The organism is uncultured Caulobacter sp. (assembly GCF_937900395.1).
In the GTDB taxonomy this organism is placed as follows: Bacteria; Pseudomonadota; Alphaproteobacteria; order Caulobacterales; family Caulobacteraceae; genus Caulobacter.
The window spans coordinates 17215-32983 of record NZ_CALCDX010000187.1; the positions used below are offsets into that span (position 1 = coordinate 17215).

General features: G+C 66.4%; 15 protein-coding genes. 7 read left to right on the plus strand and 8 right to left on the minus strand.

From position 1 onward, the window contains the following. Positions 1-7 precede the first annotated feature (7 nt). On the plus strand, positions 8-1051 hold the full coding sequence (locus tag Q0379_RS16195; RefSeq protein WP_299011056.1) for an NAD(P)-dependent alcohol dehydrogenase: 1044 nt from the start codon (positions 8-10) through the stop codon (positions 1049-1051). A gap of 236 nt (positions 1052-1287) precedes the next feature. Here the strand turns inward: Q0379_RS16195 and Q0379_RS16200 are convergent, their stop codons facing one another. Then, positions 1288-2613, minus strand: a complete 1326-nt coding sequence (locus Q0379_RS16200; RefSeq protein ID WP_299011059.1) for an oxygenase MpaB family protein — start codon at positions 2611-2613, stop codon at positions 1288-1290. 117 nt (positions 2614-2730) lie between these two features. On the opposite strand from Q0379_RS16200, the gene Q0379_RS16205 reads away from it, so the two are divergent. The 3 genes from Q0379_RS16205 to Q0379_RS16215 all read left to right on the plus strand — a co-directional run bounded on the left by Q0379_RS16205 (position 2731) and on the right by Q0379_RS16215 (position 4494). Then, complete coding sequence (locus Q0379_RS16205; protein ID WP_299011062.1) at positions 2731-3345, plus strand: TetR/AcrR family transcriptional regulator; 615 nt, start codon at positions 2731-2733, stop codon at positions 3343-3345. A gap of 81 nt (positions 3346-3426) precedes the next feature. After that, positions 3427-3984 carry a hypothetical protein gene (locus Q0379_RS16210; RefSeq protein ID WP_299011064.1) on the plus strand — a complete coding sequence of 186 codons (558 nt, stop codon included), beginning with the start codon at positions 3427-3429 and terminating at the stop codon, positions 3982-3984. A gap of 114 nt (positions 3985-4098) precedes the next feature. Next, positions 4099-4494: a DUF4282 domain-containing protein gene (locus tag Q0379_RS16215; protein ID WP_299011066.1), complete on the plus strand. Its 396-nt coding sequence runs from the start codon at positions 4099-4101 to the stop codon at positions 4492-4494. Positions 4495-4497: 3 nt separating this feature from the next. Here the strand turns inward: Q0379_RS16215 and Q0379_RS16220 are convergent, their stop codons facing one another. The 3 genes from Q0379_RS16220 to Q0379_RS16230 form a co-directional block, all read right to left on the minus strand. Then, positions 4498-4944, minus strand: a complete 447-nt coding sequence (locus Q0379_RS16220; protein WP_299011069.1) for a MarR family transcriptional regulator — start codon at positions 4942-4944, stop codon at positions 4498-4500. 10 nt (positions 4945-4954) lie between these two features. After that, positions 4955-5371, minus strand: a complete 417-nt coding sequence (locus tag Q0379_RS16225; protein ID WP_299011072.1) for an organic hydroperoxide resistance protein — start codon at positions 5369-5371, stop codon at positions 4955-4957. A 107-nt stretch (positions 5372-5478) separates the two neighbouring features. Further along, the gene (locus tag Q0379_RS16230; RefSeq protein WP_299011074.1) at positions 5479-6177 is read right to left on the minus strand and encodes a DnaJ domain-containing protein; all 699 of its coding nucleotides are present in this window, start codon (positions 6175-6177) and stop codon (positions 5479-5481) included. 103 nt (positions 6178-6280) lie between these two features. On the opposite strand from Q0379_RS16230, the gene pdxH reads away from it, so the two are divergent. Beyond that, positions 6281-6949 (plus strand): pyridoxamine 5'-phosphate oxidase, encoded by a 669-nt coding sequence (pdxH, locus tag Q0379_RS16235; protein ID WP_299011091.1) that lies wholly within the window; start codon positions 6281-6283, stop codon positions 6947-6949. Here the strand turns inward: pdxH and Q0379_RS16240 are convergent. After that, on the minus strand, positions 6946-7836 hold the full coding sequence (locus tag Q0379_RS16240) for an MBL fold metallo-hydrolase (protein WP_299011077.1): 891 nt from the start codon (positions 7834-7836) through the stop codon (positions 6946-6948). The genes pdxH and Q0379_RS16240 overlap by 4 nt on opposite strands. A gap of 79 nt (positions 7837-7915) precedes the next feature. Here Q0379_RS16240 and Q0379_RS16245 point away from each other — a divergent pair, with 79 nt between their 5' ends. Continuing rightward, positions 7916-8062, plus strand: a complete 147-nt coding sequence (locus tag Q0379_RS16245) for a hypothetical protein (RefSeq protein WP_156449687.1) — start codon at positions 7916-7918, stop codon at positions 8060-8062. Here the strand turns inward: Q0379_RS16245 and Q0379_RS16250 are convergent. Further along, a complete protein-coding gene (locus tag Q0379_RS16250) occupies positions 8059-8466 on the minus strand; it encodes a TIGR01244 family sulfur transferase (RefSeq protein WP_299011082.1) in 408 nt (135 codons plus the stop codon). The genes Q0379_RS16245 and Q0379_RS16250 overlap by 4 nt on opposite strands. Positions 8467-9072: 606 nt before the next feature. Here Q0379_RS16250 and Q0379_RS16255 point away from each other — a divergent pair. Next, positions 9073-12156 carry a carboxypeptidase regulatory-like domain-containing protein gene (locus Q0379_RS16255; RefSeq protein ID WP_299011084.1) on the plus strand — a complete coding sequence of 1028 codons (3084 nt, stop codon included), beginning with the start codon at positions 9073-9075 and terminating at the stop codon, positions 12154-12156. A gap of 98 nt (positions 12157-12254) precedes the next feature. On the opposite strand, the gene Q0379_RS16260 is transcribed toward Q0379_RS16255, so the two are convergent. Both Q0379_RS16260 and sppA read right to left on the minus strand, forming a co-directional pair. Further along, on the minus strand, positions 12255-13565 hold the full coding sequence (locus Q0379_RS16260) for a sulfotransferase (RefSeq protein ID WP_299011086.1): 1311 nt from the start codon (positions 13563-13565) through the stop codon (positions 12255-12257). 192 nt (positions 13566-13757) lie between these two features. Further along, entirely contained in the window at positions 13758-15542 is a 1785-nt protein-coding gene (sppA, locus tag Q0379_RS16265; protein WP_299011089.1) for a signal peptide peptidase SppA, read from the minus strand. Positions 15543-15769 lie beyond the last annotated feature (227 nt).

Genomic DNA, 15769 nt, shown 5'->3' on the forward strand with positions numbered 1-15769 from the left:
ATCCCGAATGGCCACCGCTAAAGGCTATGCGGCGCCCGCCGCTGGCGCGCCCCTGGCGCCGTTCAACTTCGAACGCCGCGACCCCAACCCCGACGACGTCGTCATCTCGATCAAGTACTGCGGCGTCTGCCACTCCGACATCCACATGGTCGACAACGGCTGGGGCCAGAGCGTCTATCCGATCGTGCCGGGCCACGAGATCGCCGGCGTGGTCACCGCCGTCGGCGCCAATGTCACCAAGTTCAAGGAAGGCGACCCTGTCGGCGTCGGCTGCTTCGTCGACAGCTGCGTGACCTGCAAGGCCGCCCGCGACCTGGATCGCGAGCAGTACCAGCCGGGCCTCGTCCTGACCTACAGCGCGTTTGAGCCGGGCTCGGACACCCCAACCTACGGCGGCTATTCCGACCACATCGTGGTCAAGGAAGACTATGTGCTGTCGATCCCCGACAACCTGCCGCTGGACGCCGCCGCGCCGCTGCTCTGCGCGGGCATCACGCTCTACTCGCCGCTGCGCCACTGGAACGCCGGCCCCGGCAAGAAGGTCGCGATCCTGGGTATGGGCGGTCTGGGCCACATGGGCGTCAAGCTGGCCCACGCCATGGGCGCCGAGGTCACGGTGCTGAGCCAGACCCTGTCCAAGCAGGAGGATGGCCGGCGCCTGGGCGCGGACCACTACTACGCCACCAATGACCCGAAGACCTTCGAGACCCTGGCCGACACGTTCGACCTGCTGATCTGCACGGTCTCCTCGCCGCTGGACTGGGGCGCGTACCTGGCCCTGCTGAAGATCGACGGGACCATGGTCATCGTCGGCGCGCCGGAAGAGCCCGTGCCGCTGAACGCCTTCGCCCTGATCCCCGGCCGCCGCACCCTGGCCGGCTCGATGATCGGCTCGATCAAGGAGACCCAGGAGATGCTCGACTTCTGCGGCGAGAACAACATCGTCGCCGAGATCGAGACCATCTCGATCGACCAGATCAACGAAGCCTACAAGCGCATGCACAAGAGCGACGTGCGCTACCGCTTCGTGATCGACATGGCGACGCTGTAAGGGCTCAGCCTGGACGGATCTGCGCGGAGCAGGTCCGTCCAGGTCGGCATCTCTGTTCAGCACTTCGCACAAGAATAGTTCGCCTTCCTGGGCCTTGTGCCCAGAACCCATGCCGGCGGCAGGTTGTGATCTTGAGGCGAGTTGGGCAGAACCGCCCAGAACACCGGTCGGCTCAGCTGCCTCGGAACCATGGGTCCTGGGCACAAGGCCCAGGAAGGCGGCGATTGGGTCGTCTGCTATACCGCCGCCGCCGGCTTGGCCCCGGTGGTCGGCCGGTACTTTTCCGCGTCCGATGTAAACTCGGCGTGTCCGTAGCGTTTCAGCTGGCGCTTTAGCCGTCCCACCAGCCGCGCATCGGCCAGGTCCGAGAGCCCCGGGACCCGCCGGGCCAGCCGATAGGCGGTCAGCTGGCCGGTCACCAGCGTGGCCACCAATCCAAACATCATGAAGTCGCGCGGGCCGATCTCTACGCCCATGCGTTTGGCCGCCGCGACATCGCCGTTCATGAAGTTGCGCAGGAAAAACACCTTGGAGAAGCCGCGCTCGACTTGGTCGAACAGCCGGTTCTCGGGCCGCTCGTCGGGGAGCAGGTAGGCGTTCAGCGTCGCGCGGACCAGCTCGCCGCAGGTGGCGTCGTCGAAGCCGGCGCGCAGGGTGGCGCTGCGGGCGTTCATGGTGTCGACCACCCCTTGCGGGGTGTCGGCCAGCAAGTCCTCGGGCAGGCCCAGCAGGAAGCAGCGATAACGAGCCAGCTCGACGCGGGCGCGCTCCTCGGCCGTGAAGGTCTTCCGGCCCTCGCCGACGATCTTGTAGCTCATCAGGAAGATCGGGATCAGGCCGGCCGGCATCTGGTCGACCTGCGGGATCGGGATCCCGTAGACCCCGACGTCCCAGCGATTGGAGCGCTTCAGGGCGTTGAACCGCACCATCGAGTGCATCAACCGCACCATCGCCGCCGCTCGGAAGCCGGCGCCATGCCGCTCCAGCGAGCCGGGCAGCAGGGTGGCCGTGAAGAAGGTCGCCGTCTCGTTCACCCGCCTGGCGGCCGTGTCATTTGATAGCGTCCCGGTCAGGGCCATCGGCAGGGCGGCGTACTTGTTCATGAAGGTGGCGATGAAGGCGCCGCGGATCGCGAAGGGGCCGAGATTGGCGGCGGCGTTGCGGTCCAGGCGCTGGCCCTCGCGCACCAGGTCCATGTCCAGCCAGTCGGGGGTGCGCTCCATGTCGGCGATGAAGGCGGCCAGCTCCGGTGGGGCGTCGGGCACGGCCGCGATCCCCTCGTCGCAGGCCTTGGTCAGCATCTCGACCAGCGGCCGGAAGCCATAGCGCGGCATCAGGGCGGCATAGGCGTCGGCCACGACATCGCCCAGCATGGTGTAGGCCTTGATCAGCGCGATCTTGTCCGCATCCAGCTTGGCGCGCGCCAGCCTTGGCGCCACGCTTTGGCGGGGATCGGTCGTGAACCGCTCGGGCGTGATGTCGAAATCGATGTCGCCATAGAGTTCGGGCAGGGCGGTCTTCTGCGAGGCGACCTTGGCCAGGACCTGGTCCAGCGTGTTCATCGTATCCTCGTGACGTCGCGGACCCGTGACGGATCCGGCTTTCGCATCATAGGTTACGCCAACCGTAAGCCTCGGCTACTCGCCTTGGCCCTGATACGGAGAGGCGGCGCGGCGCGGATGCAAGGCCCTGAAAAGACAAGGCGAACGCCAAGACAGCCGCGCTCGGAAGCGACGGTCGAGGCCATTCTGGAGGCGACCTTTCAACTTCTGGAGCAGGGCGGCGTCGAGGCCCTGACCACCAACCACATCGCCGAGCGGGCGGGGGTCAGCGTCGGCACGCTCTATCAGTACTTCGGCGGCAAGCAGGCGATCCTGGCCGCCTTGGCGCATCGCCAGGCTGAAGCCGCCCGTGACCGGATCGCCGACTTGGTGATCGCGCGGCCCGAGTTGGGCGCTGTCCGGATGATCGTACGCATCCTGGCGACGGCCTTCGAGGGCTCGCCCGCGACGCGGCGCGCTCTGCTGGACGCCCTGCTGCTGGACGAGGGCGAGGGGGTGATGGCGCGGCATCACCAGTCGTTCTTCGCCGCCATCGCCGGCAAGGCGGCGCTGGGCTTCGACCTATCGCCGGAGGCCGGTTTCGTGTTGACCCACGCCGCGGTCAGCCTGCTGCGCGCGGCGACGCTCGAGCAGGATCTGGGTCTCGATCCCGAGCGTCTGGAGGACGAGCTGGTCAGGTTGATGGAAGGCTACATTTCGGCGCTCGCCGTCACGAAAAGCGCGCCTGGGTAGAGCTCGCGTCGACTCGCCGACGGAACCGCCACGCCAAGGTCACGTTGTTTCCGCCGGGAGGGGCCTCGACGGAGAGTTTAGATGACCAACAAGCTTGCCTTGCTCGCCGCCGCCGCGTCCCTGACGTTCGCCGGCGCCGCTTTCGCCCAGAGCACCACTTCCACGGGCTCGACCGCCACCGGCACGCCCTCGACCGGCGCCGCCACCGCGCCGACCGCCCCGGGCCAGACGCCTCCAGGCCAGACCATGACCGCTCCGGGCCAGTCGATGACCACGCCGGGTCAATCGACCGCTCCGGGCCAGACCATGACCAGCCCGGGGGCCACGTCCGCCGCGCCGAGCTCCTCGATGACCTCGCCGTCGGCCAACCCCGCCGACAGCGCCGCGACCCCGAGCTCGGCCAATGTCGCCAGCTTCAAGGTCGGCTCGGCCGTGAAGGACGCTCAAGGCGTTCCGGTCGGCCAAATCAGCGGCACCAGCACGGGTGCCGACGGCTCGACGAACGTGATTGTCACCAACGGCGGCGTGAAGTTCGCCCTGCCGGGCAACAGCCTGAGCGCGGGCGCGGACGGCAGCGTCTCGACCACGGCCACCAAGGCCCAGATCGACGCCACCGTCGCCGGCGCCAAGCCGCAGTAAGCAATCGTTCTACACGACGATGCTAAGGTCGCCCGCTCGGCATTGCCGAGCGGGCTTCTCGCTGCTAGCGATGGCCTGCAAAGGGGCGGTTTTCCGCCGACTTGGGGTTCCCGTATGCCTCCGGCCAACAAGACCAAGCGTGGGTCCAACTCGCTGCTTTGGGATCTTCTGACGTTCGATCGCCTGGTCACCGGGCCGGTGATTCACTTCATCTATTGGGCCGGCTTGGGCGTCGTGGCGCTGTTCGGCTTCTCGGTCGTAGGCGCCGCCGTGGGCCTGGCGCTGAAGGAGCCGGGCGTCGGCTCGCTGTTGCTGGCGTTCCCGGTGCTGGTCGCGGGCCTGCTGGTCGCCGGCGCGCTCGTCCTGCTGTGGCGCGCGTTCTGCGAGTTCTACGTCGCCATCTTCCGCATCAGCGAGGATCTGCGCGCCTTGCGCCAGACCAGCGACGCCGACCACGCCGCCTCCCTGGCCCGCCGGCAGGCCCAGCCGGCCGAGGCGGCGCAGGACTAGTCCTCAGCGGGCGACCGTCTTTAGCCGCTCCCGCAAGGTCGTGAGTTCGGCCATCGGCATGTTCAGCGCGCAGAACAGTTTCTCCGGCACGCTGGCCGCCTGCTCGCGCAGCGCCTGGCCCTTTTCCGTCAGCGCCACGATCACCCGCCGCTCGTCGTCCGGATCGCGGTGGCGCTCGACGAGGCCGCCCGCCTCCAGCCGCTTGAGCAGCGGGGTCAGGGTGCTGGAATCAAGATCCAGCGCGTCGCCCAGCGCGCCGACGGTGCGCGGGCTCTGCTCCCACAGCACCAGCATGGCCAGATACTGCGGATAGGTCAGGCCCAGGGCGTCCAGGATCGGGCGATAGAGCCGCGTCATCCGGTTGGCCGCGCCGTAGAGGGCGAAGCACAGCTGGTTGTCGAGGCGCAGGATCTCGACAGGGCTCTCGGATGACGCGGGTTTCTCTGTCATGTCGACTGGCTTACGCCGCCTTGACGCTGATAGCCACGTCGACATTGCCGCGCGTGGCGTTGGAATACGGGCAGACCTGGTGCGCGGTGGCGACCAGGGCTTCGGCGTCCGCCTGGCTCAGGCCTTGGGTCTCGACCTCCAGCGCCACTTCCAGCGCGAAACCCGCGCCGGCGCTGGCGAGGCCGACTTGGCCGGTTACGGTCGAACCGGTCAGCGGGATCTTCTGCGTGCGGGCCACGTGAGCCATGGCGCTTTGGAAGCAGGCGGCGTAGCCAGCGGCGAACAACTGCTCGGGATTGGTGCCCGTCTCCTTGCCGCCCAGCGACTTGGGCATCGACAGTTGGACGTCCAGCAGGCCGTCTTCGCTGCGGGCGTGGCCTTCGCGGCCGCCGACGACGGTGGCGCGGGTGGTGTAGAGGGTGGTCATGGCGAAACTCCTCGCTCTCGAATGATGCGAACGATTTAATCGCGCGCGATTTATATTCAAGAAGGTTGTCACGAAAAAGATCGCGCACGATCGATTTTATCCGGGGATCAGGCCGCCCAGGCCGCCGCGAAACGGCGCAACAGCGAGCGGGCCAGGCTGTCCTTGTCCTTCTCGGCGGCTTCCAGACGCAGAAAGAGGTCGCCGGCGCGGTGGTGGGCCCGCGCAGGCAAGCCCTGGCCGGCCAAGCGGACCAGGCCGCGCTCGGCCGCCTTGGTCGAGATCCAGGCCTGACGGGGACCCAGCGGCGTGTCGACCTCGACGCGACCGCCTTCGGCCAGGACGCGGGGGGCGACCTTGCCGGTCAGCCAAAGATCGTCGCCGCGCACCAGGGCGCCGTCCAGCGGCCGGTGGCGGACCTCGAACAGCACGTCCAGCAGCCGCACCTTGTCGCCGGCGCGAAGACCGGCGGGCAGCTTCAGGCGCAGGCGGCGGCCGTCGATCGACAGCTCTTCCGCGCCGCCGGACACGGCGGTGGCGATGTCGATGTCCAGGAAGGCGTAGTCGGCCGCGGCGGGCGTGGTCACGGCCGGCGCGAAGGTCGTCGGACGCGCCAGAGTGTCCTGCAGCAGGCGATAGGCGGCCTGGACTTCGCGAAACAGCGCCGCGTCGCCAGTCGGACGGTCCGGATGGGCGCGCTTGGCGGCTTCGCGATAGGCCTTGCGCAATGCGCGCTCGTCCGCGTCCGGCCCGACGCCGAGCAGGGCGCGGGCCGCGAAAAGCGTCAGGACGGGGCCCTTGGCGGTCATGGCCGCGACCCTGCCGCCCGGATGGTCAACGGGGCGTTAAGTTAAGACTTTCGCTTACGGGGCCGGGGCTGTGGCCCCTCGCCACGGGGCGGCCTATATGAGGATCATGAGCGACCAGACCCTGATCCCGGCCTCGCCCAGCGAGGACGACTACGTCCGCCAGGTCACCGAGGCCACGCCGCCGCCGCTGCTGTCGGAGGAGGATCCCTTCGCCCTGTTCGCCGAATGGCTGGAGGATGCGGGCAAGAAGGAGCTCAACGATCCCAACGCCATGACCGTGTCGACGGTCGACGCCGACGGCATGCCCGACTCGCGCATGGTGCTGCTGAAGGACTTCGATAGCCGCGGCTTCGTCTTCTACACCAACACCCACAGCGCCAAGGGACGGGAGCTGGCGGCCAATCCGAAGGCCGCGATCCTGTTTCACTGGAAGTCGCTGCGCCGCCAGGTGCGGATCCGGGGTCTCGTCGAGGCGGTGACCGAGGCCGAGGCCGACGCCTATTTCGCCAGCCGCGCCCGTCACAGCCAGATCGGCGCCTGGGCCAGCGATCAGTCGCAACCGCTGCCCGAGCGTCACGCGCTGGAGAAGCGGGTCGCCGAGATGGGCCTGAAGTTCGGCCTGGGAAAAGTGCCGCGCCCGCCGCACTGGTCGGGCTATCGCATCGCCCCCGTCACCATCGAGTTCTGGCGCGATCGGCCGTTCCGCCTGCATGAGCGGCTGGTGTTCGACCGCGTCGGCGACGGCTGGACGACGAAGCGGCTGTTCCCCTAAGCGAGGCGGTACTGGCCGCTGAGCCCTTCGCCCTCGGCGGCGACGCGGCCTTCCTTCACCAGCTGGTTCATGTGAGCCAGAACCGACAGGGCCGCGGCCGGATGCAGGCGCGGGTCGACGGCGGCGTAGAGGCTGGGAACCATGGCGGGGATCGAGGTGAACCCCGCGCCCAGCGCCTCCAGGATCTGCGCCTCGCGCGCTTTGCGGTGAGCGATATAGGCGTCGATGAATGGCCCGACTTCCCTTACCGGTGCGCCGTGGGTCGGCCAAAGGGTGTCGAAGCTGCGCGCCCGCACCTTGGCCAGGCTGGCGAAATAGTCGCCCATGTCGCCGTCGGGCGGGCTGACCACGGTCGTCGACCAGCCCATGATGTGGTCGCCGGAGAACAGGGCGTTCTCTTCCTTCAGCGCGAAACAGACGTGGTTTGAGGTGTGGCCGGGGGTGGTCACGGCCTCCAGCGTCCAGCCGCGGCCGCTGACGACGTCGCCGTCGGAAAGTTCGACATCGGGACGGAAGCGATGGTCGGCGCCTTCCTCCAGGCTCGGCGCGGCGGCCTCGCCGTGGTCCGCCGCCGCGGGGCGACCATACACCTTGGCGCCGAACAGATCGGCCAGAGGGCGGGCGAGGGGGCTGTGGTCCAGGTGGTGGTGGGTGACCAGCACGTGGGTGACGCGCTCACCCGCCAGCGCGCTTTTCAGCGCCTCGAAGTGCTCGGGCAGGTCGGGGCCCGGGTCGATCACCGCCACCTCGCCCCGGCCGATGATGTAGACGCCGGTGCCCGTGTAGGTGAACGGGCCGGGATTGCGGGCGATCACCCGCCGGATCAGCGGCGAGACCTGGTCGCAGCGGCCGTACTCGAACGCCAGCTCGCGGACGAAGGGGATCATGCGGTCGCTCCGGTTTCGGGCCTGATCACGGCGCCGGTCTTGCGCTGAGGTCTTTCAAGTATCCCAGGGGGACCGGATCATGGCGACGGACGCGGCGATTTTTGTTTCAAAACGGCTTCAGCGCGCGGCCTTCGCCGTCCTCTGTATCATGCTGGCGCAGTTCGCTTTGGCCAGCTGCCAGGCCGAACCGACGCCGATGGCCGCGCGCGAAGCGGTCGCCTTCTAGGCCGGCAGCACGCCAGAGAGATCGTAGCCGGCGTTCAGGCCCTGCTCGACCAGCGTCTGACGATCCGCGCCCGCCAGGGCCTGGCCGATCGACCAGGTGACGATCGAGCGGGTGCCCGAGCGGCAGAAGGCCAGCACCGGACCGTTCGCCGCCTCGACCGCGTCTCGGACCGTCTCCACCTGATCCAGCGTCGGGCCGCCGCGCACGGGGACATAGAGATAGTCCAAGCCCGCCGCCCGCGCGGCCGCCTCGATCGCCGCGCTCGAGGGCTGGCCGGGGTCTTCGCCGTCCGGGCGATTGTTGATCACCAGAACGAATCCTTCAGCCGCGGCGCGGGCCATATCGGCCTCCGTGACCTGAGGGCTGACCGAGAGAGAGTCGGTAACGCGTCGAAAATCGCTCATGGCTCCGCCGAACTGACTAGTCGCGACGCGGTCCGTCGCGGACCCATCTTCGCGGCGAGGCAGCGCCCACGCAATGGTCACCCGCACCCGCGGGGCGCCCTCAAAAGTAGCGCCGAGTATAGGTAAGTTAATCGATGGTGGCGCGGCTTGTTAAAAAAGTTTCACATAAATCGGGCCTGCGCGGGGTGTTTCAACCTAATGTCAACTGTCTCGGGAAACTTTATGGCGTATTTCTCGCCTGATGTGTGCGTCGCGAACCGCTGTTATCAGAGTCCGAATTGCTGAAGTAAATCAGATGACTTCCTCGCGCTACGGCTAAGCTTAGCGCTACTGCAGAGACCAAGTGATCATCGATCTCTCGAAAAGTGTCGGCCCTGTGGCTATTTTGCGACAGGCTGAAGTGATGTGAATTGCAAATTTGTAATCCTAATTGACCCCCGGCTGGGACGCCCCCTAACGTCCGCTTAACCGGGGAAATTGTTTCCGGGACACGAGTGATCTGGTGGCGCCGTTAGGCGGTTTTCCGCTCCAGGCCGGACAAAGTTTCTAGAGGGGAATTTGTCCGGCTTGCCGCCCGCGCCACGTACAGAGGGGATATGGATCAGCATGAATTCCACCAAAGGTAGCGCCCGCGCACGCCTGATGACGACGACCTTGTTGGCTGGGCTGGCCGCGATCGCCGCGCCGGCGACCGTGTTCGTCGCCGCCGGCCTTGCGCCCGCCACGGCTCTCGCTCAGGACTATACGAGCGGTACTCTGACCGGTACGGTCAAAGACACCTCCGGCGTCGCCGTTCCAGGCGCGGCCGTTGTCGTTAAGTCCCTGTCTCAGGGCTTCGAACGCAACGTCACCACGGATGCCAACGGTCAGTTCCGGGTTCCGCTGATCCCCACTGGCGGCTATTCGGTCGCGATCTCCAAGGCAGGATATCGCTCCACCGCGGACGGCAATGTGTCGGTCGCTCTGGGGTCGTCCGCCTACACCTTCACCCTGGCCAGCGAGGCCGACTCCGTCTCGGAAGTCGTGATTACGGCGACCGCCAATCCGCAGCTGGATTTCGCGGGCACCACGACCGGCCTGGTCGTGGATATTGAGACGCTGACCAAGCGCGTCCCCATCGCGCGGAGCGTGACCGCAGTGGCGCTGCTGGCGCCCACGGTCGTCCGAGGCGGCTCGTCGAGCGACGCGACGTTCGCGAACCAGCCGTCGATCGGTGGTTCGTCGATCGCCGAGAACGCATACTACGTGAACGGCCTGAACATCACGAACTTCAACACGTACATCGGCGGCGCCACGGTGCCGTTCGACTTCTACAAAACGATTGAAGTCAAGACCGGTGGCTATCCCGCCGAATTTGGTCGCTCGACCGGCGGCGTGCTGAACGCGGTCACCAAGTCGGGCGGCAACGACTTCCACTTCGCCGTTCGCGGCAACTGGTCGCCGTCGTCGTTGACCGAACAGGCCAAGGACACCTTCCAGAACGCCAATCATCGCGACTACGATCGCAGCGAAAGCCTCACCTTCGAAGCCAGTGGTCCGATTATCGAGGATCGCCTGTTCTTCTACGTGATGAACCAGCAGCAGAAGGTGGTCAGCAAGTTCGCGTCGAAGACCACCAACAGCTACAACATCGACTCGCGCAACGATCCCTTCTGGGGCGTGAAGCTGGACGGTTACATCACCGACAAGCAGCACCTGGAATTCACCTGGCTAGACACCACCCGCCAGACGGATCGCCGCACCTATGGCTATGACGGCGACACCGATGTGGTCGGATCCCAACTTCAAAGCACGACCGCTTTCCAGGCGGGCGGACCGAGCTGGGTCGGTAAGTACACCGGTTCGTTCACCGACTGGTTCACCCTTTCGGCCGCTTACGGTATCTCCAAGGACCGTGACAACACGATCCCGGGCAACTCCGCAGATCCGCTCGTCAACGACCTGCGATCGGGGACCACGAGCCGCATCAGCCAACAGTCGAACGGCAACAACGACTTCCCGCTGAACACTAAGCGCGAGTTCTACCGCATTGACGCCGACCTCTACTTCAATCTGCTCGGCAAGCACCACATCCGTGGCGGCTTCGACGAGGAGAAGCTGACGCTGGAGCATTTCACGGAACGCACCGGGGGTGTCCGCTATCAGTATCGCCGGGGTTCGGCGAGCAACGCCCAAGGCGTCGCGGCGGGCCAAGACTATCTCGAGCTACAATACTTCCGGACCGGCGGCAACTTCAGCGGCAAGAACCGGGCGTACTACATCCAAGACTCTTGGGACGTGGCTGACACCGGCTTGACCCTGAATCTCGGCGTCCGCCTCGACAAGTTCGCTTCGGCGAACGCCGCCGGCGAGAACTTCGTCGAGTTCGACAAGGAAATCGGTCCGCGTATCGGGTTCACTTACGACCCGACCGGCGACGGCATGAACAAGGTCTTTGGTAACTTCGGGCGTTACTATTTGCCCGTCGCCTCCAACACCGCCTTTCGCCAAGGCGCCTCGGAACTCTTCTTCCGGGAATTCTACAATGCGCCGGCCGGCGGTTTCGTGATCGACCCGGTGACGGGTCTGCCCGCGGCTATCGGCTCGCAGATCACCCAGGCGACCAACCCTGGCTTCGTCTCCGCCGCGCCTTGCCCGGCCGGCGGTCGCGGGCCGGCGGGTCTGGACGCCTGCTCGGTCACCAGCGACGGTTCGGTGCTGCCGACGATCGCCGCCATCTCGCGGAACCTCAAGTCGACCTTCGAGGACGAATACATCCTCGGCTATGAGCGTCGCTTCAACAGCCTGTGGACCGGTCGTGTCGTTCTTTCCTACAAGAACATGGGTCGCGTTTCGGAAGACGTCGCCATCGACGCCGCCGTCCTGAAGTATTGCGCCGCCAAAGGCATCTCGGGTTGCGAAGACATCTGGACCGGTTTCCACCAGTACGTGATCGTCAATCCGGGCTTCGACCAGACCATCGTGCTGCGCGACACGATTGGGAACGACGCCGCTGGCACGCTGCGTGAGGTCAACTTCACGGCCGCCGACCTGAACTATCCGAAGGCCAAGCGCGAATATCTTGGCCTGGAAGTTTCGTTCGAGCGCGCCTTCGACGGTAAGTGGGGCCTGCAAGGCTCGTACGTGCTATCGGAGTCGAAGGGCAATTACGAAGGCTTCGTAAAGTCCGACGTGGGTCAGGACGACGCCGGCATCACCCAGGACTTCGACCAACCCGGCCTGACGGAAGGCAGCTACGGCTACCTGCCGAACCATCGTGGTCATCAGTTCAAGCTGTTCGGCTCCTATGCGGTAACCGAAAGCCTGCTGGTTGGCGCCAACTATAGCCTGCTATCGCCCAAGAAGTTCGCCTGCTTCGGCTTCCATCCGACCGACGTCTTCGCACAGGTCTATGGCGCCGCGGCGTTCTACTGCGATGGCAAGCAAACTCCGCGTGGCTCGGTCTATCAGAGCGACTGGAACTCCAACCTCGACCTCTCGCTGCGCTATACGGTGCCGGCGAAGTGGTCGGTCGGTGGGAACCTCGTCCTGCGCGCCGACGTGTTCAACGTGTTCAACAGCAAGGCTGTCACGGACACCTGGGAGTTCGGTGAAGTCGGCGGCGTCGGCGACAAGGATCCGAACTACAAGGCGCCCACGGCCTACCAAGCGCCGCGGTCGATCCGTTTCGGTTTCGATCTGGAATTCTAGGCCCGGCCTGGATCTTAAGATTGGCGGCGCCCCTCTGGGGCGCCGCCTTTTTTGTGCGCCGAGATAGCGCCGGCGCGTCGACCGGCGCCCGCGCGGACTCAGGTGCGGCTTGCGGCCTCGTAGGCCTTGAAGAATGGCGCGAGGTGTTCGGCGTATCGCCGAGCGCCGCCGATCGATGTCCGATAAAGCGGCTGCCGCACCTGTCCGACGCTAGCGGTCTGCACGGCGCGTTCGGTTTTGTGGAAATCCATCACCTGAGCCTCGAATGGCAGCCGGCAATGGTCGAGCAGTCGGCGCATCCAGGTCTCGGGCTCGGCGACGAGGTCCTCGTATCGCAGGGTCAGGATGTCGTCTGGGTAGAGCGTGGTCCAATGAGCGTGCAGCCGATCCTCGTCGGCTACATAGGACCCGATCGTCTCCAGCGACCAGCTCCAGTCCATGCCTTGCGCGAAACGCGTGCGGAAGATTGACCAAGCCGCGTCGCCAGGGTCCCGCTGGAGCCACACGAAACGGGCGCCTGGCAGGACGTGCCGGATCAAGCCGAGCAGACGGCTGTGGTTGAGCGTCTTATCGACGACCTTGCCGCTCGGGCCGAAACGTTGCTCCAAAAGGTGTAGATAGTCTTGCCCGATAGAGGTCCAGCTATCTGGCGCGACGTCCACTGTATCGCGGGGACTAAAGCCAGGCAGAGCCATGGCGGCGGTCCGAAACAGGTTCAACTCCGCGCCGCCGCTGACTTGGCTGTGGCTCGCAAGAATCTGCTCCACCAAGGTGGTGCCGGATCGGGGAAGGCCCAAAACAAAGATGGCGCGCGCGCCGGAGGCGCCGCTCGGCGCAAGCGCGTCAAAGAACGGTTCGTTCATCCCTTCGATGATTTCGTCCACCAGGCGCCGCGCGGGGCGAGGATCGTAGGCGCGCGAAGGTGCGACCAGGCCGCCGCCTTGCAGATACGCCCTAAACCCGTCTTCCGTGTGGCCCGCGTCGATGAGCGCCTTACCGAGAGCGTAGAGCAGGATACTCTTGGCCTCGTTGTCCGCGGTCGTCCGCGCGACGGCGGCTCGCAGCGCGTCTATATCCGGATCACCGGCCTTAAACATCTTGAGGTCGACCAGCGTCAGCCACGGCCAGGCCGAGGCTGCGGGCGGAAGCGCGGCGATCGCGCCGCGTAGAGCGCGTTCGGCGTCGGTGGAGCGCCCAAGCTGGGCATAGCAGGTGCCCAGGAAATGCAGGACCGAAGGGTGAGAAGGATGGCTCCGGAGGAGGCGTTCCGCTTCCGCAACGGCCGCTTGGGTCTGTCCCGCTTGCGCCAGAAGACTCCCCAACTGCAGAAGACGTCCTCCGTCTTCCGGAGACAGGGCGACAAATCTCCTCATCGCGTTCAAAGCCAGGGTGATCTCGCCAATGGTCATGGCAAGTCCCGCGACCGATCGCCAAGTCTCACCGAGGGGCGGGGCTTCCTGATCAAGGGCGGCCAAATGGCGCGCCGCTAGCGGGCGGTTTCTAGCCTCGAAAGCCTTGAGCGCGGCGGGGAGGAGATCGCGTCCACGCGGTGTTTGGCCGCTGAGGGGCGGCGTCGGAGCGGTCACGATGAGACTGCCCCCCTACCGCACCGGCGTATCCGCTAGCACCGACGCCCCGCCGGGCGCCGCGCGCAGGCGGGCCTTGGCCATTTCGTCCAGCATGGCCTGCGAGCGGGGATCGCCCAACACCCAGGCGGCGGCCGCCAGCGTCCGGACCGAGGTCTCGCTGACGCCCAGCAGCTTCTCCAGGGCTTCGAAGGGGGACGGACCGCCGTCCATGCGCTTGAGGCGCACGTCGCCATTCAGCTTGGCCAGGGCCTTGGCCTTGTCGACCGCCTGGTAGAAGCCGCCCAGTTCGTCGACCAGGCCCAGTTGCTTGGCCTGCTCACCGGTCCAGACGCGGCCCTTGGCGATCTCGCGCACGCGGGCGGCGGGCAGCTTGCGGCCCTCGGCCACGCGGGTGATGAAGCCCGCATAGATGCGATCCATCCAGCCGGCGAACTTGGCGCGTTGCTCGGGCGTGAAGCCGTCCCCCGAGCCGAAGGCCTGGGCGTAGTCGCCGCCGACGTGCAGCTGCTTGGTGTCGACGCCGAACCGCGCCAGGGCGTCGCCGATGGCGAACTTGCCGCCATAGACGCCGATCGAGCCGGTCAGGGTCGAAGGCTGGGCGACGATGGCGTCGGCCTGGCTGGAGATCCAGTAGCCGCCGGAGGCCGCGTAGGTCCCCATGCTGACCACGACCGGCTTGCCCGCCGCCTTGGCGGCCTTCATCGCCGCGAGGATCTGTTCCGAGGCGGTGTCCGAGCCGCCGGGCGACGAGACGCGGAAGACGATCGCCTTGACGTCCTTGTCGTCGGTCGCGTTCTTGAAGGCCTGGGCCACGTCGTCGGAGTAGACGTTGCTCTCGCCGCCAAACGGCGAGCCGCCGCCGCTGGTGCCGGTGACGATCGCGCCCTCGGCGCCGATCACCGCGATGGCCGGACCGGTCTTCACGACGGGCGGCTTGGAGCGCGAGGCGTAATCGTCGAAGTCGATCAGCTTGGCGCCCTTGCCGGCCTTGTCGAGGGCGAAGGCCTGGACGTCGCTGACCTGGCCGACCTTGTCGATCAGGCCCTTGGTCTGCGCTTCCTGGGCGCTGTAGGGACCGTCCTCGAGCGTGCGGGTCAGCTGGACCGGATCGCGCTTGCGATCGACGGCGGCGCTGACCAGGGCGGTGCGATAGACTGAGCCCATCCACGACAACGTCGATTCCCGGTGAGCCGGCGTGTAGTCGCTATAAAGATACGGATTGACCGCGTTCTTGTACTCGTAGCGCTGCTCGTAGTCGGCCTTGACGCCGTACTTGTCGAAGAAGCGCTTGAAGAACATCGACTCGCTGGAGAGGCCGACCGCCTGGAAGCTGCTGTCGGGCTGCATCCAGAGCTCGCTGGCCGAGGCGCCCAGCATGTAGGTCGAGGTGACCATGCCCGAGGGGTAGAGGCCCTGGCTGTGGGCGTAGATCGGCTTTCCGCCGACATCGCGGAAGTGCTTGAAAGCCAGGCGCAGCTCGTCGGCCGCGGCCGGGGCGACGCCGCCCTCCGGCAGGCGCACCAGGATGGCGCGGACCTTGTCGTCCTTTTCCGCCCGTCGCAGCGTCTCGATAATCGACATCACGGAGTCGCCGCTTCCGCCCAGGGCCGCGAACGGGTTGCGGGGCGTCTGGTCGGTCAGGCCCTCGCGCAGGTCCAGTTGCAGGACGGCATGGGCCGGCGGCGGGGCGGGGCGCGCCGCTCCGGCGGCGATCACGACGAGGAGGAACGGAACTCCGACCACGAACAACAGAAGGCCGACAAAGACGCCGGCGACGGTCAGGAAGAACTGCTTCATCGGAAGTCCCGTTGGGAGGTGTCCAGCACAAGCTACTCGGTGTCGCGGACGGTTCCAAATGAAGAGCGCGCAACGCTGTTCGGCTTCGCGCAAGATTGGCGGCAGCGCCGGGGCGCTGGCCGCTAGTGTTCTGTTTTTTCGGCAAATTTCCCGCTTCTGGTTAGCGGGGAGGAAATGGTCGGAGTGGCAGGATTTGAACCTGCGACCCCTGCGTCCCGAACGCAGTG

Excerpts from the sequence above, each read along its gene's own strand:
- Q0379_RS16195 (WP_299011056.1), top strand. The coding sequence starts at position 8 with ATGGCCACCGCTAAAGGCTATGCGGCGCCCGCCGCTGGCGCGCCCCTG.
- Q0379_RS16200 (WP_299011059.1), bottom strand. The coding sequence starts at position 2,613 with ATGAACACGCTGGACCAGGTCCTGGCCAAGGTCGCCTCGCAGAAGACC.
- Q0379_RS16205 (WP_299011062.1), top strand. The coding sequence starts at position 2,731 with ATGCAAGGCCCTGAAAAGACAAGGCGAACGCCAAGACAGCCGCGCTCG.
- Q0379_RS16210 (WP_299011064.1), top strand. The coding sequence starts at position 3,427 with ATGACCAACAAGCTTGCCTTGCTCGCCGCCGCCGCGTCCCTGACGTTC.
- Q0379_RS16215 (WP_299011066.1), top strand. The coding sequence starts at position 4,099 with ATGCCTCCGGCCAACAAGACCAAGCGTGGGTCCAACTCGCTGCTTTGG.
- Q0379_RS16220 (WP_299011069.1), bottom strand. The coding sequence starts at position 4,944 with ATGACAGAGAAACCCGCGTCATCCGAGAGCCCTGTCGAGATCCTGCGC.
- Q0379_RS16225 (WP_299011072.1), bottom strand. The coding sequence starts at position 5,371 with ATGACCACCCTCTACACCACCCGCGCCACCGTCGTCGGCGGCCGCGAA.
- Q0379_RS16230 (WP_299011074.1), bottom strand. The coding sequence starts at position 6,177 with ATGACCGCCAAGGGCCCCGTCCTGACGCTTTTCGCGGCCCGCGCCCTG.
- Q0379_RS16240 (WP_299011077.1), bottom strand. The coding sequence starts at position 7,836 with ATGATCCCCTTCGTCCGCGAGCTGGCGTTCGAGTACGGCCGCTGCGAC.
- Q0379_RS16245 (WP_156449687.1), top strand. The coding sequence starts at position 7,916 with ATGGCGACGGACGCGGCGATTTTTGTTTCAAAACGGCTTCAGCGCGCG.
- Q0379_RS16250 (WP_299011082.1), bottom strand. The coding sequence starts at position 8,466 with ATGAGCGATTTTCGACGCGTTACCGACTCTCTCTCGGTCAGCCCTCAG.
- Q0379_RS16255 (WP_299011084.1), top strand. The coding sequence starts at position 9,073 with ATGAATTCCACCAAAGGTAGCGCCCGCGCACGCCTGATGACGACGACC.
- Q0379_RS16260 (WP_299011086.1), bottom strand. The coding sequence starts at position 13,565 with ATGACCATTGGCGAGATCACCCTGGCTTTGAACGCGATGAGGAGATTT.
- sppA (WP_299011089.1), bottom strand. The coding sequence starts at position 15,542 with ATGAAGCAGTTCTTCCTGACCGTCGCCGGCGTCTTTGTCGGCCTTCTG.